The organism is Aeromonas sp. HMWF016 (genome assembly GCF_963878195.1).
Lineage (GTDB): Bacteria > Pseudomonadota > Gammaproteobacteria > Enterobacterales > Aeromonadaceae > Aeromonas > Aeromonas lacus.
The window spans coordinates 17,763-41,174 of sequence record NZ_CAWNWX010000117.1; the positions used below are offsets into that span (position 1 = coordinate 17,763).

Sequence of the window (23,412 nt, forward strand, 5' to 3'; positions counted from 1 at the left end):
TTAAAACGCCACACCGGCGCAGAGGATCAGGTTGGCGTAGGGAGTCACCTCGCCGCTGCGCACGATCGCCTTGCTCTGGCGGGAGCGGGTTTTGAACTCCTCATGCAGGCAGTATTCGATGGCGATGGGCTTGCCCTGCGCGGCTGCGTGGGCCTCAAGCTGATCGACCAGCGCCTGATGGGTGGCGGGGCTGATCTGCTTGATCTCGCTCGCCATGATCACCTTCTCCACCACCAGATCGGTGAGCAGGGCGGTCAGTACGGTTTCAAGACAGGGCGTCCCCGCCATCAGCGCCAGATCGATCCGCTCCGGCCCTGCCGGAATGGGCAAGCCCGCATCGCAGACGGTGATCTCGTCGGTGTGACCCATCTGTGCTATCAGAGCACTCAGGGGAGCATTGAGCAGTACGCCTCGTTTCATACAGCACCTCATCAGGCTTTCGCCATCGCAGTTTCTTATCAGGCAACCGGTTACGCAACCGGTTGCGTTATGGCGCAAAGATAGGCTTTTTAGGATGGAAGAGCCATGGCAAAACCACGGAAATGTGAAAACGATCTCAAAGGCGGGGGAGGAGAAAGAAAGAAAGGTGCCAGCAGAGCCTCGGCACCCTGTCTATTGATTTTTTACTTAGTTGGAGAGGGCTTTGTTGACCGCCGGACGGGTCAGCATACGCCGATAATGATCGGCCACTTTGGGGAATTCACTGATCTCGACGCCATCGCTTTTCAGCCAGCCCGCGACCACGAACAGATAGATGTCCGCCACGCTGAACTGCTCGCCCAGTACCCAGGGACCGGCCAGATAGTGCTGCTCAATCTGGGCAAAGCCATCGCGCATATTGCTGGCGACTTTCTGCTGCATGGCGGCAATGGCCTGTTCGTCATCGGCCCAGCGGCTGCCACGGCGACCGTGGGCGTGGGAGACATGCACGGTGGAGGCGAGGAAACTGTTGACCTCCTGCATGCGGGCCAGCAGGAACGGGTTGTCCAGCGGTGCCAGTTTGGCTGCGGGGAAGCGCTGCGCCACATAGAGCAGCAGGGCCGGGGTCTCGGTCAGGGTGCCCTGCTCGGTGATCAGGGCAGGCACCCGCCCTTTGGGGTTGATGGCAAGATACGCAGGGTCACGTTGCTCCCCTGCGGCGAGGTTGACGAGACGGGGTTGGAACGGGGCATTCGCTTCCAGCAGGGCAATCTGCACGGCCATGGCACAGGTGCCGGGAGCGAAATAGAGGGTCAGATCGGACATGAATACTCCTGATTGGCTCAGGCCACCCGCGATATCGGCGGAAAACATGTTTTCCGTGATACCTCGAGGGGTCATGAAAAAAGAGAGGGGGCAACGCTTGCCCCCACAACCAATCTACACCCCTAAGGGGTAATGAAAAAGCGCAGAATTAATCGGCTTTGGCAGTTTTGTTGTTATCTATACATTAAGCCCTCGGTAAAAGTATGAGAGTGCGATAGGTTAGATCATGTCAGAGAGGTTACTGTGGTACCGAAAGGGCTGGGGTGCAATCGCACCCCGATAGTTTTCTTTATGTAGTTAGTCTTTATTGGAAGACTCTTCATCTGTTTCCAATTTTCGATTAAATCTTTCATGCAGCCGTCTTTTATTCCTGAGGTTTCTTATGTTCATAATGAAATCTACGTTTGAAGCAATCACAACGTAAATGGCAAGTAATTGAACATACGTCAGTAGTAGAATAAAAAATATTCCAAGGAAGTGAACCGCGTCGGGATAATTCTTATATATAAATCCATGGGTTATAAAAGGGGTGATGGCAGTGCCAATAAGCAGGCAGCACATAACTAATGCAGATACTGCAACCACTCCAACCATTAATATGATTCGACGTTCATCATCATCAGAAAAAATAGACTCTACGTTCTGTGTCTGAATTATGCTGAGAATTGCATTTGGATATACAAAGGCAATCCAGATGCCCATGATGGTAAAAATCATTGCGGAGGTATTTTGAAGAATAGATATTAAAGGCTCAATATCCACCATATTTAAGGTGGTTCGGTAACATAAGCTAATTAATATGATTAAAATAGCCACACCTAAGTGTATGGCAGTCATTCTTTTTTTGTTAACTATGGTCGAACTCATAATTATTCACCACAATACTAAATAATGCTCTCAGCGACTGGACTGGAAACTACATGCCCCCCACTAAAGGGCGAGAGCAGTCTATCACGAGTAAGATGCAATGCATTAAAGAGACGTTGAGTAGTATAATGGCCAGAGTCTTCATTTTGCTCACCTAACTCACTGACGAGTAGTGTATTTTTAACTACAAACTTGTCCAGCCAGCAGATACCACCAACACCATCCTTTTTGAATCCCAAGTTAGACCAGTCATCACCAACGTGACTAAATTCTTCATGGTATGTATCTAGCATACCTCTTAATTCATCAGCAGTTGGTGAAGCATCTACGATTATTTCAATCCGTCTTGTATCGCGTGTTATTTCATTTGAGATAAATGGGAGTGAGCCACATAACCGGCGCCATCCAGAGCTTTGCATTTCTCTAGCACTGATTACCTCACGTCGAACAAAATGTGTTATTTCAGAGGCTATCTGCCCTAAATCAGCTTGATTTGTTAGCTTCGTAAACTGTTCTGACTCAATGCTAAACCACAGGTTTTCGCCTGACTCAGAACGAAAATGGACAGATGTATACATTCCACCTTTGCTATTTTCTTTTGTTTCTCTGAATTTTGGACGCAATGTACTATGTAACCACATGAAGTCTTTAAGAAAAGAATTCATTAGTTTCGTATCAGCAATGGAGCTTGGAAATTTAATTGAGGCAAAAATATTGTGTCTAGGAATGAACCAATAATAAGATGGCTCACCCCATATGATGTCATCGCCATTGCCAGCATCATTTGCATTATATAATGCATTGTCATTTAATGCTGCGTTTGAACGTATGCCATACACCCCATTACCATTACCGACAGCACGCCATAGTATTAGGATGTAATCACCTGTTTCATTGTTATGTTGAATTGATTTTAAATATACTTTTTTCCTAAGCTGATAACCAGGTGTTTCATCGTCCCATAATAGAGTATCCGCTAATGATGTTCTGGTATTGAACCAAGAATGAAGGTTGGATAGCATATTGGCCATGCTTAATGGCTCACAATATTCAGTCCCTCTCTGATAAAACCCAAGCCGTTTATATTTGAAAAAAGTAACAAGCCCCTCAGCCATTGTGCATGCTCCATCATATATTGATGGAGGGATTCGAACAGCATCACACATTAAAGTCAATTGAATGGTGTCAAATTGCGTGAGAATCTGTGCTCCAACAAGCCTTTTTATAAAAGGGGGTGATTGCCCCCTTAATCCATTAACCCCGTCAGGGCTGATTAACCGCCGACTTAACCGGCCTTGGCCACCATGGCTTTCAACTGCAGGAAGTACTGCTCGTAAAGGCGGGAGGCATCTCCCACATCGGACTGGAACTCGCCTTTACGCTTGATCTCGTCGCTCGGGAAGACCATGGGGTTATTGCGAAACGCCGGGGTGAGCAGGGGAATGGCATCCTTGACCGGGGTGGGGTAGCCAATCGCCTCGGCCACCTTGGCGGCCACATCGGGGCGCATCAGGAAGTTGATCAGGGCGTGGGCTTCCTTCACATGCTTGGCCTTGGCCGGGATGGCGAGGTTGTCCATCCAGAGCACGGCACCTTCTTCGGGGTAGGTCATCTGGATGGAGGGGTATTCGCGCTGGGCGCCGTAGGCCGAGCCGTTCCACAGCATGCCGATATTGACCTCACCGGCGATAAAGGGGTCGGCCGGGTTGTCGGAGTTGAACGCCTTGACGTTGGGCATCAGCTTTTTCAGGTATTCGAACGCTTCGGCAATTTGCGCCTTGTCCTGGGTGTTGGGGCTGTAGCCCAGCTGCACCAGCGCGATATGGAACACCTCGCGGGCATCGTCCATCAGCAGCAGGCTCTCTTTCCACTCCGGCGCCCAGAGCTGTTTCCAGCTGGTAACGGGTTGCTCGATGATGTCGGTGTTGGTGCCGATCCCGGTTGCGCCCCAGATATAGGGGATGGAGTAGCGGTTGTCCGGGTCGTACTCGTGGTTGAGCAGGGTAGGGTCGAGGTGCTTGAAGTTGGGCAGCTGGGCGCGATCCAGCGGCTGCAGCATTCCCTCTTTGGCCATTTTCGAGATGAAGTAGGTGCTGGGCACCACCACGTCATAGCCGTCGCCATGGGTTTTCAGCTTGGCGTAGAGGGTCTCGTTGGATTCGTAGGTGGAGTAGATCACCTTGATGCCGGTCTCTTGCTGGAACTGCTCCAGCAGGCCATCCGGCACATATTCCGACCAGTTGTAGAAGTAGACCACCTTGTCATCGGCCGCGTGAGCGCTCTGGCTCAGCAGCGGGGTGGTGAGGGTGAGGGCGGCTGCCAGCAGGGCGCCGGCCTTGTGTTGGATTGTCATCAACAACTCCTTGGGGTTATGGGGCCTTGCGGCCCACCGTGACAGAGTTCGCCAAAGATGGCGGGGACGAAACGGGCAGGGTCAACCCTGCCGTTTGCGCAGTAACAGTTGTGCCAGCAGCACCATCCCGAGGGAGGCGACCAGCATCAGGGTGGCCAGGGCATTGACCTCGGGGGAGACGCCCACCTTGACCATGGAGTAGATCTTGAGCGGCAGGATCTCGTAGGCCGGGCCGGTAACAAAGGAGCTCACCACCACGTCGTCCAGCGACAGGGTAAAGGAGAGCAGCCAGCCCGCCATCACAGCCGGCAGCGCCAGCGGCAGTATGATGCGGCGCAGGATGATCCACTCGCCAGCCCCCAGATCCCGCGCAGCTTCCAGCATCCGCACATCAAAACCGCACAGCCGCGAGTAGACGGTGATCACCACGAACGGCAGGCAGAAGGTGATGTGGGCGATCAGCAGCGACCAGAAGCCCAGCGCAATGCCGGTCACCACAAACAGGGTCAGCAGCGAAATGGCCATCACGATATCGGGGGACATCATCACCACGAACAGCATGCCGCTCACGTACTGCTTGCCGCGAAAACGGTAGCGAAACAGTGCCACGGCGGTGAGGGTGCCGATCAGGGTGGCTGCGGTGGCGGTGAGGGCGGCGATGGTCAGGGAGTGCTGGGCCGCCTGCATCAGGCTGGCGCTGGCAAACAGCTTCTCATACCAGCCCAGGGTAAAGCCGCGCCAGTCGATGCCATATTTCGACAGGTTGAAGGAGTTGGCGATCAGCACCCCGATGGGCACATAGAGATAGCCAAACACCAGCAGCAGGAACAGAGTTTTCAGTGCGCGCATCATGCCAGCTCCCCCTTCTTGCTGAGTAGCTTGCCTGCCCGCCAGTAGCAGTAGACCAACAGCGCCATCAGCACCGTCAGCATCACGCTGATGGCCGCGCCAAAGGGCCAGTCACGGCTGTTGAGGAACTGGGTCTTGATCAGGTTGCCAATCAGCAGGTGCTTGGCGCCCCCCAGCAAGTCGGAGACATAGAACATCCCCATGGCGGGCAGGAACACCAGCAGACAACCGGCGATGATGCCGGGCAGGGTGAGGGGCAAGATGATCCGTACCAGCCGCTGCAAGCCGTTGGCGCCAAGATCTCGCGCCGCCTCCAGCAAACGACCATCCAGCTTCTCGATGCTGGAGTAGAGCGGCAACACCATAAAGGGGAGCAGCACATAGACCAGCCCGATGATGACGGCCACCTCGGTATACATCATCTGCAGCGGCCGCTCGATAAGCCCCAGATCCAGCAGCCAGCCATTGATCAGCCCCCGGGTGCCGAGCAGCACTTTCAGCGCATAGGTGCGGATCAGTGAGTTGGTCCAGAACGGCACCACCACCAGAAACAGCAGCAGCGGGCGGATGCGCGTTGGCAGATGGGCCAGCAGCCAGGCAAAGGGATAACCCACCAGCAGGCAGATGGTGGTAGCGAGCAGCGCCAGCCAGAGGGAGTGGAGCAGCACCTCGAAATAGAGGGGGTCCAGCAGGCGGCCATAGTTGCTCAGGGTAAAGAGCGGCGCGATAAGCTCGGACTCGTCACGGCTCAGGAAGCTCACGCCGATGATCATCAGGTTGGGCAGGAAGACAAACAGTGTCAGCCAGCCCAGGATCAGCGCGATGGCCGTGTTGCGAAAGCCGTTGTGGGCAAAGCTGTGCGGTACCCGCAGATTAGTGAGGCTCATAGGGCAGCACCACCTCCCAGCTGTCGACCCAGTGGATCGCCACCTCCTGACCCAGACGGTAGTCAAAATCGGGGTCATCCTCGTCGAAGAACTCGGAGATAAGCAGCTGTTTGCCACTTTCGAGCTCGATCACCGAATCCAGCGTCGCCCCCTTGTAGTTGCGCTCGCGGATATTGCCCCGCAGCGCGCCACTTTGATCGTCATCCTGATCGAGAATGCGCAGATCTTCCGGGCGCAGCAGCACCAGCACCTTGTCGTCTGGCTGGAACGGCAAGGCGGTATGGAGCAGGCATTCTCGCCCCTCTACCTCCGCTTGCCAGATACCGGGTTCGCGCTGGCTGATCAGCTTGCCATCCATCACGTTGATCTCGCCGATAAAGCGGGCCACGAACAGGTTGGCTGGCGATTCGTAGATATCGCGCGGGGTGCCGCGCTGGATGATCTTGCCGCCTTCCATCACCAGGATGCGGTCAGACATGGTGAGCGCCTCTTCCTGGTCATGGGTGACAAAGACAAAGGTAATGCCAAGACGACGCTGCAGCGCCTTGAGCTCGCTCTGCATCTGTTTGCGCAGCTTGTAATCGAGCGCCGAAAGGGATTCATCGAGCAGCAGCAGGCGGGGCTTGTTGACCACGGCGCGGGCGATGGCGACCCGTTGCTGCTGACCGCCGGAGAGCTGATCCGGGCGGCGGTTGGCCAGCTCGGTGAGCTGCACCATGGCGAGGGTCTCCTCGACCCGCTGGCGGATCTCGCCGGCCGGTACTTTCTGCATCTCGAGGCCAAAAGCGACGTTTTCAAACACTGTCATATGGGGGAAGAGCGCATAGCTCTGGAACACGGTGTTGATGTGCCTGTGTTCGGCGGGGATATGGGTGATCTCGTCACCGGCCAGATGGATGGTGCCACCATCGACCGATTCGAGCCCCGCCAGCAGGCGCAGCAAGGTGGTCTTGCCGCAGCCGGAGGGGCCCAGCAGGGTAAGAAACTCACCGTCATAGATCTCAAGGTCAAGGTCGCTCAATATCGCCTTGCCGTCATAAAGTTTGCTGATCTTGTTCAGCGCGACAATTACCTGTGGATTGTTCATCATCCGCCAGTCTCACCCCAGCCAGTGGCCATCATGTTGAAAGAGGGCCGCATTCTATGCAGCCAATCCATGAAATTAAAGGCTTTTTGGCCGCAAGTGGTCAGGAAAAACGACTACGAATAGCAGGCCAAGTCGCTATAATGTGCCACCTGATTTGGTCGTTTTCGATATTGGATAGTCAATTGAGTAACAGAATGCGTATTGGCGGCTCGCTCGAGCAATCTTTGAACAAGGGTTATCGCCTGGACCTGAAAGGGGTCATTCAAGAGGGGTGGCAACAGACCCGCCGTACCGGATTTGGCCTGCTGCTGGCGATTGTCGGCGTCACGGCGATCTGGATCCTGCTCAGCAACATGGTGCTGGTGCCCTATATCGGCGATGACAGCCAGATGAATGTGGCCATGATCCTCAGCCTGCTGATCACCGTCATCATGGCCCCCATGACCAGTGCCCTCGACATGCTCGGTTTGCAGCAGTCAGTCGGAGTACGCGCCCGGGCAAACCAGGTGTTCGACTTCTTCCGCCATTTTGTGCGCCTCGGCATGCTGAGTCTGCTCGGCAGTCTGCTCACCAGCCTGTTTGGCCCGCTGTTCGAACTGATTGGGTTGCCGGTGATGTTCTCGTTTATTCCTTCCGCACTGATCGGCATGGGGCTGCTCTTTACCGTGCCACTGGTGCTGGAGCGCGGCATGACGCCGCCGCAGGCCATTGTGGTCTCTCTCAAGATCTTCCTGCGCGGCTGGCCGAGCCTGGTGCTGTTTCACGGCGTGATGGCTGCGCTCTTCTTTGTGGCCCTGATCCCGATGGGATTGGGTCTTATCTGGGTGGCACCGCTCTACTTCAACTGCAAGGGGATCCTCTATCGGGATCTCTGCGGGGTGGCGGTAGAGGTTAACGAGGTGGCTGAAGGACCCAACCATTTCAATGCATGATGCAAAAGGACGCTGAATGATCTGTCGATATGGAGTGATCTCTACCGTACGCCGTACCCTGCTGGCCAGTCTGTTGCTGCCGACAGTGGCGATGGCCGAGCAACCTGTGCTGGAGCTGCAATATGGCGCCTTCTACAGCCAGATGAAGACCTTCGCCAAGGGCGAGTTTGGCCATGCCAGACTGGGGTTTTATCTGACCGATCCGCAAAATGGCAAGCGCTGTGCGCTCGACTCAGCCCGGGTCTCGACGCAGGACAAGGATGTGAAGGGGGAGGTGACGATCGACAGCGAACTGCGTCTGCCGTTCGATGACGACCTCAATCTCGACAAGGCGGTGGTTGCGGTCACCCTGAAAGAGCCGCACGCGACCTGCGATATGACGGTGCAGGTGATGGCCGATGCACCGGCTGTTCCCGACATGCCACTGGCAGAGCTTGCCAAGCGTCAGCAGCAGATGCAGCAGTTGCTGGACAAGATGGCGGGTATGGTCGGCAAGTACTTCTTGCCGAAGATGGAGGGTATCCGGATCGCACTGGTTGAGCCGCAAGGGACTGCCTACCTTGTCGATGGGGCCCGGCAGGAGCCTGTTGCGTGGCAGGATGGCCAGTTGCTCTTGAGCAATGCGCAGCTGAGTGCATTTGCGGCTGGTACCTTGCGTCTGCAGGGCGAGGTGTTGCGGTTGACCCCCTGGCTGCACAAGGGGTGATGCCAACGGCGCTGTCACGTTGGCAACAGGCAGATCGAGAAAGCAAAAAAGGAGCGATAATCGCTCCTTTTTTATTGTGTGGCGTTTGCCCTGTGAGAGCGGCTTAGCGCACTTCAATCACATCCAGCATGTCCATCTCGTCGATGTCCAGCAGCGGCGCTTTTGGCATCTCGGGCGGATCAAAGGCCTTGTCACCGCCATCGATGATGCCGGAGTCGCGGTTGATGCTCTTGAAGTCAAACAGCTTGTGGTCGAGCAGATGGCTCGGGATCACGTCCTGAATGGCTGTGAACATGGTCTCGATACGACCCGGGAAGCGGCGATCCCAATCCTGCATCATCTGCTTGATGGCCTGACGCTGCAGGTTCTCCTGCGAGCCGCACAGGTTGCACGGAATGATGGGGAAGGCTTTGACGTCGGCGTAGCGGATCAGATCCTTCTCTTTGCAGTAGGCCAGCGGGCGGATCACCACGTTCTTGCCATCGTCGCTCACCAGCTTGGGCGGCATGGACTTGAGCTTGCCACCGTAGAACATGTTGAGGAACAGGGTCTCGAGGATGTCGTCGCGGTGGTGGCCAAGGGCAATCTTGGTGCAACCCAGCTCCTGGGCGGTGCGGTAGAGAATACCGCGGCGTAGCCGTGAGCAGAGGGAGCAGGTGGTTTTGCCTTCCGGTACCTTCTCCTTGACGATGGAGTAGGTATCCTCTTCGACAATCTTGTACTCGATGCCGAGGGAGTCCAGATACTCGGGCAGCACGTGCTCGGGGAAGCCGGGCTGCTTCTGATCTAGGTTGACGGCAACCAGATCGAAATGGATGGGGGCACTGGCTTTGAGGCTCATCAGTATGTCGAGCATACCGAAGCTGTCCTTGCCGCCGGAGAGGCAGACCATGACCTTGTCGCCCTCTTCAATCATGTTGAAGTCGGCAATGGCCTGACCTACGTTGCGCCGCAGGCGCTTTTGCAGTTTGTTGAAACTGTATTTTTCTTTGGCGTTCAGCTCTTCTAGCATGCTCGTAAAACCCGGGACACAAATAAGCGCGTTATTATAGCCATGTCCCGGGGGAGGGCAAGGTGCCAGGCACCTTATGATTGATTGCGACGGCTGTCGACCGGGCAGCTGTAGTCGGCCGGTTTGAGGATCAGCAGATCGCAGGAGAGACGGTCGATCACATGTTCGGCGGTATTGCCGAGCAAGGCGGCCGAGAGACCGGTGCGGCCGACGCAGCCCATGATCATCAGATTGGCATCCAGCTCTTCGGCCATGTCAGGCAGCACCTCTTCCGGCAACCCTTCCGCCACCCGGGTCCAGAGATGGCCGATACCGAACTTGTCGGCATGGCTCAGCAGCAGGGTCTCGTGGTGTTTGCGGATAGCCTCGTTGTAAGCGTTGGGATCAAACTCCGGCAACTCGATGGCTACATTGACCGGAGTTCCCGGATAGGTGTTGACCAGATAGAGACTGGAGCCGAGCAGCTCGGCGATATCGCCACCTTCTTGGGTGATCCGCTCGTTGAGCAGTTTCTGATCCGGATCGTCGCTGGAGCAGTTAATGGCGGCGATGATATTGCCGCCCCGTTTCCAATGGCCCTCTTTTACCAGCAGCACCGGGCAGGGACATTTGCGCAGCAGATGCCAGTCGGTCGGCGTAAAGATGAAGGTTTGCAGGAAGCTGTGATGGTGGGTGGCCTTGACCACCAGATCGTGGCGTTGCTCCAGCACCTCCTGAATGACGGATTCGAAGGGGCGGTTGTGCCAGATCACTTTGACCTCGCAAGCGATCCCTTGCGAGCGGTAGGGGGTGAGGATCTCGTCCAGCCACTCTCGCCGCTGGGAGATAACGCCGTTACGCATCTCTTCACGCTCCTCGACGGAGAGCATGGCGGTCATTTCATACGAGAAGTCATAGATGGTGAGCAGCAGGGTCAGGCGGGCATTGTCGTCCAGCTCGGCGATCTTGACGGTCCGTTCGAGGGCAATTTGACGCTCCTCTTCTGGATTGATAACTACCAGAATATTCTGATATTTGACCATCTTCTCCTCCTTGGAAAAGTCCAATGACGGCAGAATCTTAGTCATTACAGCTTAGCGCAGGAGGAGGGGAGCTGGAACGTACCGGATCACATTCCAGAGGAAAGGATCCGGCAGGGAAAGCGGAATAAAAGCGGGGTTGTAAGGAGAACAATCAGCCGCAGGGCGGACGGGTAGCTCCGGCCATCATGCCCAGCGCGACCTGATCCAGCACGGTAATGTACTTGCCTTTGACGCTGATGAGACCGGACTTCTGGAAGCGGCCGAGCAGACGGCTGATGGTCTCGACGGTCAGACCCAGATAGTTGCCGATATCGCCACGGGTCATGGCCAGACGGAACTCCTTGGCAGAGAAACCGCGTTCGGAGAAGCGCACCGAGAGGTTGTGCAGGAATGCGGCGAGGCGCTCTTCAGCATTCTTCTTGGAGAGCAGCAGAATCATCTCCTGATCGCCCATGATTTCACTGCTCATCAGACGCATGATCTGCTGGCGCAGTTTGGGCATCTTGCCGGAGAGATCATCCAGCACTTCAAAGGGGATCTCGCACACCATGGCCGTTTCCAACGCCTGAGCAAAGGAGGGGTGAGCCTGTTTGTTGATGGCGTCAAACCCGACCAGATCACCAGCCAGGTGGAAGGCGGTGATCTGCTCATCGCCCTGTTCTGTGATGGTGTAGGACTTGATGGTCCCGGAACGAATGGCGTAGAGCGACTTGAACTCATCACCGGCCTTGAACAGCTCCTCACCCTTCTGGATCGGCTTTTTGCGCTCGATGATGCTATCGAGCTGATCAAGCTCGTTGTCGTTCAGGGTGAAGGGGATACAGAGCTGACTGATGCTGCAATCCTGGCAATGAATTGCACAGCCACCGCTCTGGATACGTCTGCCAGGTTTCTTTTCCGGGATCATAGGCTCATACGAATAATTGATTTATATCAAACAAGTTTACCACCAACTCATCCGTTTTGGATAGGGTTTCAAAAGGCGGCTATGCCAACCCACAGGGTATGAACCCCGAACAAAATGAGTAACAGAGCACCGCCAAGGCGCAAACTGCGCAGGGTTAACCAGTATCTGAGGCGATCGGCAAGCCCTCCCAGCGCGAACAAGGTCGGCAAGGTGCCGAGGCCAAAAAAGAGCATGATCAGCGCCCCGCCAGCGGCAGAGCCGGCAGCCGCGCTCCAGGTCAGCATGGAGTAGACTAGCCCGCAGGGAAGCCAGCCCCAGACCATGCCAAAAGGGAGTGCCTGCAGCGGCGAGGTGAAGGGGAGAAACTTGCCGGCAAGGGGTTTGATATGGGGCCAGAGTTTGGCGCCGAGGCGCTCCAGCAGCAGGATCCCCTGCCACCAGCCGGCCAGATAGAGACCAAGGGCGATCATCAGCAATGCGGCTACCAGCCGCAGTCCTTCGATGGCATGTTTGCCTGCGCCCAGTTCACTTGTGGTGGCGAGCAGGCCGCCCACCAGCGCGCCTGCCAGCACATAGCTCAGGATCCGCCCCAGGTTGTAGTTGAGCAGGTAGCCAAGGCGTCCACTGAAGTACTGTTTGTCGGCCGGGATGGCCATGGAGAGGGCGGCGGAGACGCCACCGCACATGCCGATGCAGTGAGCCGAGCCTGCCAGTCCTACCAGCAGGGCACCCAGCAGATCAAGGTTGTGAGTCATGGGAGGAGGGCTTCACCGCTTTTTGTTGGGGTTCATCTTCATCGAACAGGATGTTGGAACCCTGGCGATCGAGATCTTCAAATTGTTCGGAGCGAATGGCCCAGAAAAAGACCACGCCGGCGATGACGACGAAGAGAATGGCGATGGGGATCAGGACAAAAATTATGTTCATGAGAGGTACCTTGGCATTCATCCGCGGCAAGCGTCCTCCATGGTAACCCCGTTCGGGAGGAGGGCCAGCCGCTATCGGTCAAAAATGTGGCCTGCATCGGAGGCAGGCCACTATTTCAGCTATTTTCTTGCAGTTTGCTTATCTGTTGAGGCGCATCGAGTTGGTCACCACGATGAGTGAACTGAGCGACATGCCCGCAGCCGCCAGATAGGGAGGCAGCCAGCCACAGGCTGCCAGCGGCAGTACCAGCAGGTTGTAACCGATGGACCAGGTAAAGTTCTCGATGATGATCTTGCGGGTGCGCAGCGCGAGCCTTCTGGCATCGAGCAGACGACTCAGGTCATCAGCCAGCAGAATGGCATCGGCGCTGTTTTTGGCCAGGTCAGTGCCGCCCGCCATGGCAAAGGAGGCGTGCGCTCCGGCCAGCACGGGGGCATCGTTGATGCCATCACCCACCATGATGCTGATCTCGCCCTCTGCTTCACGGGCTTTGAGATACGCCAGCTTGCCATCCGGCGTCACCCCCTTGACCAGCTCGTCGACCCCAAGGGTTCGGGCAATCTCGTCAGCCTGGGGAGAGCTGTCACCGGTCAGAATAGTCGTCTGCAGACCGGCAGCCTTGAACGCTTCGATCAACGCTTTGGCATCCGGGCGCAAGGTGTCATCCAGCTCGAAACGGGCGAGCAGTCGCTGTTCGTCGGCAAGGTAGATGGCAAGACCATGCTCGGGATTGTCGTTACTCTCCATGCCAAGCCAGCGGGCGCTGCCGATACGATAGCGAACGCCGTCTACCAGCCCGGTGATGCCGTGACCGATGACTGGCGTGATTTCGCTTGCTTGCTGCAACTGCGCCACTTCATCGGCGGGTAGCCTGAAAGCACGGGCGATGGGGTGCTCGGACTGGGCCTCCAGCGCCCGGGCGATACTCAAGCAGCGGTCTGCATCCAGCGTGCCGAGCACAGTGGTGGCGCACAGGCGGATCTCACCTGTGGTGAGCGTGCCAGTCTTGTCCATCACGATCCGATTGGCCTTGGTCAATATATCCAGCACATGGCCGCGGCGCAGCAGGATGCCGTTGCGGGTCAGATTGGCGGTCGCCGAGGTCAACGCGGTCGGCGTTGCAAGCGAGAGTGCGCAGGGGCAGGTAGCCACCAGCACGGCCAGCGCGATCCAGAATGCCTGTTCCGGTTGGTGGAAGTGCCAGAAGGTCCAGACCGCTGCGGCAATGATAAGCAGCACCAGAATAAAGTGGCGCGACAGCTGGTCCGCCATCTGGGCGATGGCCGGTTTGTCATCGAGGGCATGATCCTGCAGGCGCATGATCTGGGAGATGCGCGACTCTTCGATGCGGTGGGTCACCCGGATCTGCAGCGGCGCATCGGTGTTGATGGTGCCGGCATAGACCAGATCGCCGCACTGCTTGAACAGCGGTAACTGCTCGCCGGTCAGCATCGCCTCGTTGAGGCTTGCCTCTCCCGTCACGATGACGCCATCCGCGGGCAGCGTCGCTCCAGCCAGTACCCGCACCCGATCGTCGACCTGCAGGGTCTTGGCTGCCACCTCATGCTCACCATCCTGGTCGATCAGGGTCGCCATGATGGGCACCAGCCGTGCCAGGTTGGAGCTTGATTCGGAGGCTTTGCGCCGGGCCCGTAGCTCAAGAAAACGGCCGAGCAGCAGAAAGAAGACGAACATGGTGATGGAGTCGTAGTAGACCTCACCGGTATTGAACACGGTGGCCCACATGGAGGCGATAAACGCCCCGATCAGTGCCAGCGATACCGAGACATCCATCGACAGATGGCCCTGTTTCAGGCTGCGCCAGGCGTTGATGTAAAAGGGCTGGGCCGAGTAGATCATGATGGGGGTGGAGAGCAGCAAGCTTATCCACTTGAAGTAGACCATGAATTCATCTTCGACGCTGATGAAGAGATCCATGTAGAGCGCGACGGCGCACATCATCACCTGCATCGACCCCAGCCCCGCCAATGCCAGCCGGAACATGTAGCTGCGCACCTCTTTGGCGTAGAGGGCTTCCTGCTGATGGGTCTGGAAGGGGTAGGCGCGATAGCCAATCTTGGCGAAACCCTTGAGAATGTCGCTCAGGGAGAGCTGGGCCGGATCCCATTTGATACGGGCGCGATGGGTCGTGGTGTTGACGTTGATGTAGCGCAGACCGCTTAGCGTCATCAGATGGCGCTCGATAAGCCAGGCGCAGGCGGCGCAGGTCAAGCCCTCTACCGTCAGCTGAATTTCGCGCGTTGTCTCGCGACCAGTGCTGCTGTCGGTGACAAACTCCTGCTGCACTTCCGCCAGATCGTAGTGGGTGAGTGCGGCGAGCTCCTCGGGCACCAGTTCGCCCTTGATGCCGGGGGCGGTGCGGTGATCGTAATAGCTGGCAAGGCCGCACTCCATGATGGTCTCTGCCACAGCCTGACAGCCTGGGCAGCACATGGGCCTGACGATCCCCTTGATCTCGAGGGAATAGCCGCTATTGGCGGGAACCGGCTCGCCACAGTGAAAACAGCCGGTCATGACTTAGCGTCCTTTCGGATCGAGTTCGACAGGTGCATGGGTGGGCAGTTGTACCGTCTCTTGCAGGCGCCACTCGTGGTTGAACGCATCCACCCGGATGTGCCATTTACCGGTGAGGGGCTTGTCGAAGTGGAGGCGATAAGTGCCGCTCGCATCGGCGGTGATCATGTGTTCGCTGTCCTGACCGGCCAAAGTCGGATGAAACAGTGAGAGATAGAGGGCTTGCCCGGCGGGAATATCACCGCTGATGGGCTTGAGGGTCAGCTCGTTGCCGTCAACTTCCAGCCCAAAGCGGATATTGAGGGCCTCGGAGCGATCGAACTTGCTCAGATCCTGATTGATCTCTTTCCCTTGTTTGTAATAGTCCTCGGCCACCAGATTGACCCCATCCTTGCTGGCAATGATGGCGGTAGAGATGCTGCCGACAACGGCGGCAGTGGGGAGGGCGATGATAAACCAGGGCCAGAATTGGCGATACCAGGGTTTGAATACAGGTTGGGTCATGATGCTACTGCCGTGAAACGAATGATTAACGAGTAAGAGAGCTTTTCTGCAACACAAGATAACAAAAAGCCTCGAGGAGTCGAGGCTTTTTGCTGTGTAATCACGTGTTTATCACATGTTACGACTTATGTGAGCGACCTTTATTTAGCAGGCTGATGGGACAGGCTGTAAACGTAGGAAGCCAGCAGGTGTACCTTGTCTTCACCCAGGATGTCTTTCCAGGCCGGCATCACACCGTGGCGACCGTGGGTGATGGTCTGCACCACCACTTCGCGGGAACCGCCGTAGAGCCAGGTGTTGTTGGTCAGGTCCGGTGCACCAACGGCGATACCGCCCTTGGCATCGGGGCCGTGGCACGCAGCACAGATGGTGAAGCGCGCTTCGCCCTTCTTGGCTTCGACCAGATCAACCTTGCGACCGGAGAGGCTCAGCACATAGGATGCCACCTCTTGCACACCGTCTTTACCCAGAATTTCACCCCAAGCAGCCATGATCCCCTGACGACCGCCCATGATGGTGGTCTTGATTTGATCAGGCTGACCACCCCATTGCCATTCGCTGTCGGTCAGGTTCGGGAAACCGCGACCGCCGCGGGCATCAGAGCCATGGCACTGGGAGCAGTTCTGCAGGAACAGACGCTGACCCACTTTCAGGGCTTCCGGATCCTTGGCGATTTCGGTGATGGCACGGTAGGTCTTGCCATCTGCCTCATAGGTCAGTTCACGGAACTTGGCACCATAGATCTCGTCAGCTTTGGCGACCTCACGGTCGTACTCCACGGCGCGACCTTCAGCCTTGGCTGATTCGGTTGCCGTCTTGGATTCGGCCAGCGAACGTACATCCTGGTTGGAACTTTGCCAGCCCAGCAGGCCTTTGAAGTTGCCAAGACCCGGGAAGGCGACCAGATAGACCAGACCGGTGACGATGAAGAAGAGGAACATGTAGGTCCACCACTTCGGCAACGGGTTGTTGATCTCCTCGATGCCATCGAAGGAGTGGCCCATCGGCTTGCCTTCTTCGACGCCCATCTTGTCCTTGAGGCACCACATCAGCAGCAAGAAGCAGCCAAGGATGGTCCCCAGGGTGATGACGGTTACGAAAATACTAAACAGAGTGCTCATTCTTGTTTCGCTCCTGCGTTCTTTTTATCAGCACCGGTTTGCTCATCATCGGCAAACACCAGATTGGCGGCCTCATCAAAAGAGGTCTTGCGGCGTTTGCTGTAGGCCCAGACGATGATGCCAATCATGATGGCCATCAACAGCAGGGTATACAGACCGCGAAATGTGCCGTAATCCATCTCAGGCTCCTTATTTCAGGGCATGACCCAGTGATTGGAGGTAGGCGATGAGGGCTTCCAGCTCGGTCTTGCCTTTAACTGCTTCCCCTGCACCCTGAATATCCGCATCGGTATATGGCACACCGAAGTGATCGCGGAACAGCGCCAGTTTTTTGCCAGTCATCTCGCCGGTCAGCACATTGGTGTCGAGCCAGGGATAGGCAGGCATATTTGACTCGGGTACCACATCACGCGGGTTGATGAGGTGAGCGTGGTGCCATGCATCGGAGTAGCGACCGCCTACGCGGGCCAGATCCGGACCGGTACGCTTGGAGCCCCACAGGAAGGGGTGCTCCCACACGCTCTCGCCGGCAACCGAGTAGTGACCGTAACGCTCGGTTTCGGCACGGAACGGACGGATCATCTGGCTGTGGCAGTTGGTGCAGCCTTCGCGAATGAAGATGTCGCGCCCTTCCATTTGCAGTGCTGTGTAGGGCTTGAGGCCCTCCACCGGCTCGGTGGTCTGCTTCTGGAAGAACAGCGGGGTGATTTCAACCAGGCCCCCCAGGCTGATGGCGAAGATGATGCCGACCACCAGCATGGGAACGCTTTTTTCAAATATTTCGTGACGGTTATTGTTGCTCATTCTTGGACCTCTTCAATCATGCTGGCTGGGCGACAGGTTCCAGGGAACCTTTGGGCGCAGTGATGGTGCGATAGGCGTTGTAGGCCAACAGCAGCATACCGGTGACGAAGAAGCAGCCACCCAGGAAGCGCACGAAGTAGAAGGGATAGGAGGCCTGCAGCGCTTCTACGAAGCTGTAGGTCAGAGTGCCGTCTTCGTTGACTGCACGCCACATCAGGCCCTGCATCACGCCGGAAATCCACATGGCAACGATGTAGAGCACGGTGCCCACGGTCGCCAGCCAGAAGTGGACGTTGATGAGCTTGATGCTGTACATGCGGCCCTGACCGAACAGGTTCGGGATCAGGTGGTAAACCGCACCGATGGAGACCATGGCTACCCAGCCCAGCGCGCCGGAGTGTACGTGACCGACGGTCCAGTCGGTGTAGTGGGAGAGGGCGTTGACGGTTTTGATCGCCATCATCGGGCCTTCGAAAGTCGACATGCCGTAGAAAGAGAGGGAGACGATCAGGAAGCGCAGGATGGGGTCATAACGCAGTTTGTGCCACGCACCGGAGAGGGTCATGATGCCGTTGATCATGCCGCCCCAAGAGGGCACGAACAGGATCAGGGACATCACCATGCCTAGCGACTGAGCCCAGTCAGGCAGTGCGGTGTAGTGCAGGTGGTGCGGACCGGCCCAGATATAGAGGGAGATCAGCGCCCAGAAGTGCACGATGGAGAGACGGTAGGAGTAAACCGGACGTCCAGCTTGCTTGGGCACGAAATAGTACATCATCCCGAGGAAGCCGGCGGTCAGCAGGAAGCCTACCGCGTTGTGGCCATACCACCATTGCACCATGGCGTCCATGGCGCCGGAGTACATGGAGTAGGACTTCATGCCGGAGAGCGGCACTTCCATGTTGTTGACGATGTGCAGCACCGCAACGGTAATAATGAAGGCGCCGAAGAACCAGTTCGCCACATAGATGTGGGAGGTGGTGCGCTTCATCAGGGTGCCGAAGAAGACAATGGCATAGGCGACCCATACCACTGTGATGGCGATATCAATCGGCCACTCCAGCTCGGCATACTCCTTGGCGGAGGTATAACCCAGCGGTAGAGAGATGGCGGCAGAGAGGATGATCGCTTGCCAGCCCCAGAATACGAAGGTTGCCAGCGGGCCACCAAACAGCCGGGTTTGGCAGGTGCGCTGAACAACGTAGAACGACGTTGCCATCAGAGCGCTGACGCCAAAGGCAAAAATCACCGCGTTGGTATGGAGGGGCCGCAGACGACTGTAGGTCAGCCACGGAGTGTCGAAGTTAAGGGCAGGCCAGATAAGCTGGGCTGCGATCAGTACGCCAACCGACATGCCGACAATTCCCCAGACAATCGTCATGACGGTAAACTGGCGAACAACGGTGTAGTTGTACTCAGGATGGTTAGTTGTATGGCTCATCGTTATATTCCGCTTCCGATGCTGCTGTTGTTTGGTTTTTTGTCCGGCAAACCGGACGGACTTCATCGAGCTATCTTCAACCACTTGTTAACACCTGTTAACGAAAGGAAAAGTAAAAGATGGCTAAATGAAAACTCCATGGGAATGATACTGAACTGACAGGTAAAATAACAGTATAAACAGTGATATATTTGGCTCCGCCCGGTCTCGTTTACACGCTTGTTTTACCTTGTGCGAGATCAAAAAAAGACCATTTTTATTACATCTTTACAGGGTGTTTTTGATGAAAGAGAGACTGACTGCACAGAAAGTAACGCATCTTGTGCTAGTGCTGGCCGTTCTGGTGGCGTTGGTGAGCTATCGCACCTGGTTTGCAGCCGATAACTCACAAAATTCCGAACCAAAAAAAGATCAAATTTGTGATCTTTCCCACAGCAGTTGTGACGTATTAATTGGTGAAAAGTCGATGGCAATTGCTATTTCACAATTACCTGTGCGCGCTGAACGCGATTTTATAATTCGATTGGAGGGCGGGGAGCCCGGGATTAAACCGATCAAAGCCTGGCTCGAGGGGCGAGATATGTTTATGGGCACCATTCCTGTCAATTTTGAATCAAGTGGCAATGGCTGGCAGGCAAATGCGCTGGTAGGAAGCTGCACATCGCCCATGATGGTCTGGTTGCTCAATATTGAGTGGAGCAATGGCCAACGCCAACAGTTGGCACTTTCAGTCGCTCGGGAATCGTGATGTCGTGGTAGGGAAGGGGGACTCTGGAAAAAATATTTGAAATTTTTGTCTCAGAGGTTACCTTCCCTTCAGTCTACAGGGAGTGAAGTGCATTTAATCATGAGTGACAAGAACGCCTTTTATCGTACCCTCAACCGGCAAGCGCAGGCGCTGCTGGAAGGGGAGCCAGATCTGATCGCCAAACTCGCCAACCTCTCCGCCTTGCTCAATCAGGAGTTGACCGGTATCAACTGGGTCGGTTTTTATCTGTTGCAAGGGGATACCCTGGTGCTCGGCCCCTTCCAGGGCAAGCCGGCCTGTGTCCGGATCCCGGTTGGCCGTGGTGTCTGTGGTACGGCCGTTGCCCAAGGCAAGACCCAGTTGGTGGATGATGTGCACCAGTTCGAGGGACATATTGCCTGTGACGGTGCCAGCAACGCTGAAATTGTGATTCCGCTGCGCCGGGGTCACGAGATCATCGGGGTGCTGGATATCGACAGTCCGATTTTTAACCGTTTCGACCAGGAAGACCGGATTGGTCTTGAAGAAACGGTGCAAATTTTGGAAAGCATGCTTTAAGTCATTGCTAGATGGTTCGCAAAAGGCCCCAAGCTCTCTATAATGGGGCCTTTGTTGTGCTCGGGAAGTGCCCGTGCGTTTATTGAAAGCCAAGGTTATACATGGAAAACACTGAGAAGCTGAAGAACAGTAAAGAGATCGTTGCCTACCTGGTCGAGAAATTCCCGGCCTGCTTCGTTGCTGAAGGAGAGGCCAAGCCGCTCAAGATTGGCATCTTCCAGGATTTGGCCGAGCGTCTTGCTGACGATGCCAGAGTCTCCAAGACCATGCTGCGTTCCGCACTGCGTCAATACACCTCCAGCTGGCGCTATCTGCATGGGCTAAAAGCCGGTCAGGCTCGCGTTGATCTGGATGGTAACCCGGGCGAACTGCTGACCGAAGAGCACATCGAGCACGCCAAGCAGGCTCTGAAAGAGAGCAAAGAGCGCGTCTTTGCCAGCCGTCGCACCAATACCAAAGAGAAGGATGAAAAGGCCAAGAAGCCCCGTCGTCCCGCTCCCCGCAAAACCGAGAAAGCTGAAGTAGCTGCCAAGCCGAAAGCGCAGGAGAAAGCACCGGTCGCTGAAGCTCCGCTGGTAAAAGTGGATGCCGCTACGCTGAAAGTGGGTCAGGGTGTGCGCGTTGTCATGGGTAAATCCCCGGTTGCGGCCACCATCAAGGAAGTGACCAAAGATGATGTACAGGTCCAACTGCAGACCGGCATGATGCTGCGGGTCAAATCAGAGCACTTGGTTCTCTAAGGAGACAAATGTTGAAGCATGGCGTAATTCGTTTTTCCCTCGTTGCCTGTAGCCTGGCGTTTGTCGGGCTTGCACAGGCCATCGAGCCGGTGCTCAAGGAGAGTGATTTGCCTGTGTTGGCTCAAGAGAGCCAACATGCTACGGCCAGCAAGCGAATTACCAATCTGTTTACCCGCTCGCACTACAAACAGTTCAAGCTGGATGATGCCTTCTCCTCCGTGATCTTCGACAAGTATCTGGAGAACCTGGATTACAGCCGCAATCTGTTTTTGGCCTCTGATATCAGCCGTTTTGAAAAGTACCGTAACGGTTTTGACACCGACCTTGAAAGAGGCCGTCTGGCGCCCGCCTACGAGATGTTCAACCTGAGTCAGCAGCGACGTTATGAGCGGTACGAATACGCCCTCAAACTGCTCGATACTCCTTTTGATTTCACCCAGAACGACAACTATGTGTTTGATCGGGAAGGGGCGGCTTGGCCAAAAGATGAGGCCGAACTCAATGAGTTGTGGCGTCAGCGGGTCAAGTTTGATGCCCTGAGCCTCAAGCTCAGCGGCAAGGAGTGGCCCGAGATCAAGGAGCTGCTTGGCAAGCGTTACAACAACGCCATCAAGCGGATGTCCCAGACCGAGAGCGAGGATGTGTTCCAGCTCTTCATGAACTCCTTCGCTCGTGCCATCGAACCGCACACCAGTTATCTCTCTCCGCGCAGTGCCGATCGTTTCAATACCGAGATGAACCTCTCGCTCGAGGGGATTGGTGCCGTGTTGCAGGCAGAGGATGATTTCACCGTCATTCGCTCGCTGGTTCCCGGCGGCCCGGCTGCCAAGTCCAACCGCCTCAAGCCCGATGACAAGATCACTGGGGTAGGGCAGGACGATGGCAAGATTGTCGATGTGATCGGCTGGCGTCTTGATGACGTGGTCGAGCTCATCAAGGGGCCCAAGGGGAGCAAGGTCAAGCTGGAGATCCAGCGTGGCAAGGGGGCAACCGCCAAGACCGAGCTGATTGACCTGACTCGCGACAAGGTGCGCCTCGAAGATCGCGCTGCCAAGTCGAAGGTGATCACGGCTGAAGGCAAGAAGATCGGTGTCATCGAGATTCCGAGCTTCTACGTCAATCTGCATGATGATGTGATCAAGGAGCTCTCTACCCTCAACAAGCAGAAGATCGACGGCCTGATCATCGATTTGCGCGGTAACGGTGGTGGTGCCCTGACCGAGGCGTCTGCCCTGAGCGGCCTCTTCTTCGGCAGTGGCCCGGTGGTTCAGATCCGTGATCACATGGGGCGTATCACGGTCAATGGTGACGATGATGGCAACGTCTATTACGGCGGCCCCATGACTGTGCTGATCGATCGCTACAGCGCTTCGGCGTCCGAGATCTTCGCTGCAGCCATGCAGGATTACGGCCGGGCTCTGATCCTCGGTGAAAACTCGTTCGGCAAGGGGACGGTGCAGCAGCATCGCAGCCTCGCCAAGGTCTACGACTTCTACGAGCAGCCGCTGGGTCACGTGCAGTACACTATCGCCAAGTTCTACCGGATCAACGGTGGCAGTACCCAGAACAAGGGGGTTGCACCGGATATCAGCTTCCCGACACCGGTTGCACCGGAAGAGACGGGTGAGAGCCGTGAGTTTAATGCGCTGCCTTGGGACAAGATCGCTTCGGCCAAGTATGACAAGCTCGGCAACTTTGCCAGCCTGCTGCCCAAGCTGAAGTCGGCCCACGATGCGCGCATCGCCAAGGATCCTGAGTTTGCCTACGTGATGCAGGACATTGCTGACTACAAGGAGGAGAAGGACAAGAAGTCAGTCTCCCTCAATGAAGCGGTACGTCTGGCAGAGCAGGCCAAGCAGGATGAGAAGGCGCTCAAGCGTACCAATGAGCGACTGGCTCGCCTTGGCAAGCCGCCGGTGAAGAGCCTGGATGAACTGCCTGCCGATTTTGAGGCCCCTGACGAATATCTGGTCGAAGCGGCCAATATTACGGCAGATCTGGCCAAAACCGGCAAACGCAGCTGATCTGACTGAGATAACGAGCAAGGGCGACTCCGGTCGCCCTTTCTTTTTGTTTGGTTTGTTTGGCGTCTATGACTGAATGCAAATTGTTTGACCCTGCCAGTTGGTTGTGACAGCCTCTTTCTCGCCTTTAACAAGCGTGGAAG

25 protein-coding genes are annotated in these 23,412 nt (G+C 56.1%); 6 read left to right on the forward strand and 19 right to left on the reverse strand.

Annotation, left to right across the window (positions count from 1 at the left end; translation table 11 throughout):
- From rbsD to potA, 8 genes are all read right to left on the reverse strand, one after another.
- A complete protein-coding gene (gene rbsD, locus AACS24_RS20345; protein WP_108571814.1) occupies window positions 1–420 on the reverse strand; it encodes a D-ribose pyranase in 420 nt (139 codons plus the stop codon).
- A gap of 207 nt (window positions 421–627) precedes the next feature.
- Window positions 628–1,245: a glutathione S-transferase family protein gene (locus tag AACS24_RS20350; protein WP_108571815.1), complete on the reverse strand. Its 618-nt coding sequence runs from the start codon at window positions 1,243–1,245 to the stop codon at window positions 628–630.
- A 297-nt stretch (window positions 1,246–1,542) separates the two neighbouring features.
- A complete protein-coding gene (locus AACS24_RS20355) occupies window positions 1,543–2,112 on the reverse strand; it encodes a hypothetical protein (protein ID WP_052447215.1) in 570 nt (189 codons plus the stop codon).
- 17 nt (window positions 2,113–2,129) lie between these two features.
- Window positions 2,130–3,227, reverse strand: coding sequence for a hypothetical protein (locus AACS24_RS20360; protein ID WP_108571816.1), 1,098 nt, complete (start codon window positions 3,225–3,227; stop codon window positions 2,130–2,132).
- A 170-nt stretch (window positions 3,228–3,397) separates the two neighbouring features.
- Window positions 3,398–4,465, reverse strand: a complete 1,068-nt coding sequence (locus tag AACS24_RS20365) for an extracellular solute-binding protein (RefSeq protein ID WP_005345409.1) — start codon at window positions 4,463–4,465, stop codon at window positions 3,398–3,400.
- Window positions 4,466–4,546: 81 nt separating this feature from the next.
- A complete protein-coding gene (gene potC, locus AACS24_RS20370; RefSeq protein WP_108571817.1) occupies window positions 4,547–5,317 on the reverse strand; it encodes a spermidine/putrescine ABC transporter permease PotC in 771 nt (256 codons plus the stop codon).
- Window positions 5,314–6,201: a spermidine/putrescine ABC transporter permease PotB gene (gene potB, locus AACS24_RS20375; protein WP_108571818.1), complete on the reverse strand. Its 888-nt coding sequence runs from the start codon at window positions 6,199–6,201 to the stop codon at window positions 5,314–5,316. The genes potC and potB overlap by 4 nt, the downstream gene beginning before the upstream one ends.
- Entirely contained in the window at window positions 6,188–7,291 is a 1,104-nt protein-coding gene (potA, locus tag AACS24_RS20380; protein WP_108571819.1) for a spermidine/putrescine ABC transporter ATP-binding protein PotA, read from the reverse strand. Before potA ends, potB begins: the two co-directional genes overlap by 14 nt.
- Before the next feature lie 191 nt (window positions 7,292–7,482).
- On the opposite strand from potA, the gene AACS24_RS20385 reads away from it, so the two are divergent.
- Together AACS24_RS20385 and AACS24_RS20390 are read left to right on the forward strand one after the other, a co-directional pair.
- Window positions 7,483–8,220: a hypothetical protein gene (locus AACS24_RS20385; protein ID WP_181364251.1), complete on the forward strand. Its 738-nt coding sequence runs from the start codon at window positions 7,483–7,485 to the stop codon at window positions 8,218–8,220.
- A 16-nt stretch (window positions 8,221–8,236) separates the two neighbouring features.
- Window positions 8,237–8,926: a DUF2987 domain-containing protein gene (locus tag AACS24_RS20390; RefSeq protein ID WP_108571820.1), complete on the forward strand. Its 690-nt coding sequence runs from the start codon at window positions 8,237–8,239 to the stop codon at window positions 8,924–8,926.
- 103 nt (window positions 8,927–9,029) lie between these two features.
- Here AACS24_RS20390 and ttcA read toward each other — a convergent pair whose 3' ends face one another.
- The 11 genes from ttcA to ccoN all read right to left on the reverse strand — a co-directional run bounded on the left by ttcA (window position 9,030) and on the right by ccoN (window position 19,199).
- Window positions 9,030–9,938 carry a tRNA 2-thiocytidine(32) synthetase TtcA gene (gene ttcA / locus AACS24_RS20395; protein WP_005336634.1) on the reverse strand — a complete coding sequence of 303 codons (909 nt, stop codon included), beginning with the start codon at window positions 9,936–9,938 and terminating at the stop codon, window positions 9,030–9,032.
- A 74-nt stretch (window positions 9,939–10,012) separates the two neighbouring features.
- The gene (gene uspE, locus AACS24_RS20400) at window positions 10,013–10,960 is read right to left on the reverse strand and encodes a universal stress protein UspE (RefSeq protein WP_108571821.1); all 948 of its coding nucleotides are present in this window, start codon (window positions 10,958–10,960) and stop codon (window positions 10,013–10,015) included.
- Window positions 10,961–11,111: 151 nt separating this feature from the next.
- Window positions 11,112–11,867, reverse strand: a complete 756-nt coding sequence (locus tag AACS24_RS20405; protein WP_033113524.1) for an FNR family transcription factor — start codon at window positions 11,865–11,867, stop codon at window positions 11,112–11,114.
- Between the two features lie 68 nt (window positions 11,868–11,935).
- Window positions 11,936–12,622 carry a sulfite exporter TauE/SafE family protein gene (locus AACS24_RS20410; RefSeq protein WP_108571822.1) on the reverse strand — a complete coding sequence of 229 codons (687 nt, stop codon included), beginning with the start codon at window positions 12,620–12,622 and terminating at the stop codon, window positions 11,936–11,938.
- Complete coding sequence (ccoS, locus tag AACS24_RS20415; RefSeq protein ID WP_033113556.1) at window positions 12,606–12,794, reverse strand: cbb3-type cytochrome oxidase assembly protein CcoS; 189 nt, start codon at window positions 12,792–12,794, stop codon at window positions 12,606–12,608. Before ccoS ends, AACS24_RS20410 begins: the two co-directional genes overlap by 17 nt.
- 138 nt (window positions 12,795–12,932) lie before the next feature.
- Window positions 12,933–15,329, reverse strand: coding sequence for a heavy metal translocating P-type ATPase (locus tag AACS24_RS20420; protein WP_108571823.1), 2,397 nt, complete (start codon window positions 15,327–15,329; stop codon window positions 12,933–12,935).
- A 3-nt stretch (window positions 15,330–15,332) separates the two neighbouring features.
- Complete coding sequence (locus AACS24_RS20425; protein ID WP_108571824.1) at window positions 15,333–15,833, reverse strand: FixH family protein; 501 nt, start codon at window positions 15,831–15,833, stop codon at window positions 15,333–15,335.
- Between the two features lie 140 nt (window positions 15,834–15,973).
- Window positions 15,974–16,954 (reverse strand): cytochrome-c oxidase, cbb3-type subunit III, encoded by a 981-nt coding sequence (gene ccoP, locus AACS24_RS20430; RefSeq protein WP_033113528.1) that lies wholly within the window; start codon window positions 16,952–16,954, stop codon window positions 15,974–15,976.
- A complete protein-coding gene (locus AACS24_RS20435) occupies window positions 16,951–17,133 on the reverse strand; it encodes a CcoQ/FixQ family Cbb3-type cytochrome c oxidase assembly chaperone (RefSeq protein WP_033113529.1) in 183 nt (60 codons plus the stop codon). Before AACS24_RS20435 ends, ccoP begins: the two co-directional genes overlap by 4 nt.
- 10 nt (window positions 17,134–17,143) lie before the next feature.
- Complete coding sequence (gene ccoO / locus AACS24_RS20440) at window positions 17,144–17,758, reverse strand: cytochrome-c oxidase, cbb3-type subunit II (RefSeq protein ID WP_108571825.1); 615 nt, start codon at window positions 17,756–17,758, stop codon at window positions 17,144–17,146.
- A 16-nt stretch (window positions 17,759–17,774) separates the two neighbouring features.
- Entirely contained in the window at window positions 17,775–19,199 is a 1,425-nt protein-coding gene (gene ccoN / locus AACS24_RS20445) for a cytochrome-c oxidase, cbb3-type subunit I (protein ID WP_181364249.1), read from the reverse strand.
- 283 nt (window positions 19,200–19,482) lie between these two features.
- On the opposite strand from ccoN, the gene AACS24_RS20450 reads away from it, so the two are divergent.
- The 4 genes from AACS24_RS20450 (at window position 19,483) to prc (ending at window position 23,269) form a co-directional block, all read left to right on the forward strand.
- On the forward strand, window positions 19,483–19,947 hold the full coding sequence (locus AACS24_RS20450) for a hypothetical protein (protein ID WP_108571827.1): 465 nt from the start codon (window positions 19,483–19,485) through the stop codon (window positions 19,945–19,947).
- A gap of 99 nt (window positions 19,948–20,046) precedes the next feature.
- Window positions 20,047–20,505: a GAF domain-containing protein gene (locus AACS24_RS20455; protein WP_033113533.1), complete on the forward strand. Its 459-nt coding sequence runs from the start codon at window positions 20,047–20,049 to the stop codon at window positions 20,503–20,505.
- Window positions 20,506–20,606: 101 nt separating this feature from the next.
- On the forward strand, window positions 20,607–21,245 hold the full coding sequence (gene proQ / locus AACS24_RS20460) for an RNA chaperone ProQ (RefSeq protein ID WP_108571828.1): 639 nt from the start codon (window positions 20,607–20,609) through the stop codon (window positions 21,243–21,245).
- 8 nt (window positions 21,246–21,253) lie between these two features.
- Window positions 21,254–23,269 (forward strand): carboxy terminal-processing peptidase, encoded by a 2,016-nt coding sequence (gene prc / locus AACS24_RS20465; protein WP_033113535.1) that lies wholly within the window; start codon window positions 21,254–21,256, stop codon window positions 23,267–23,269.
- Window positions 23,270–23,412: the final 143 nt, after the last annotated feature.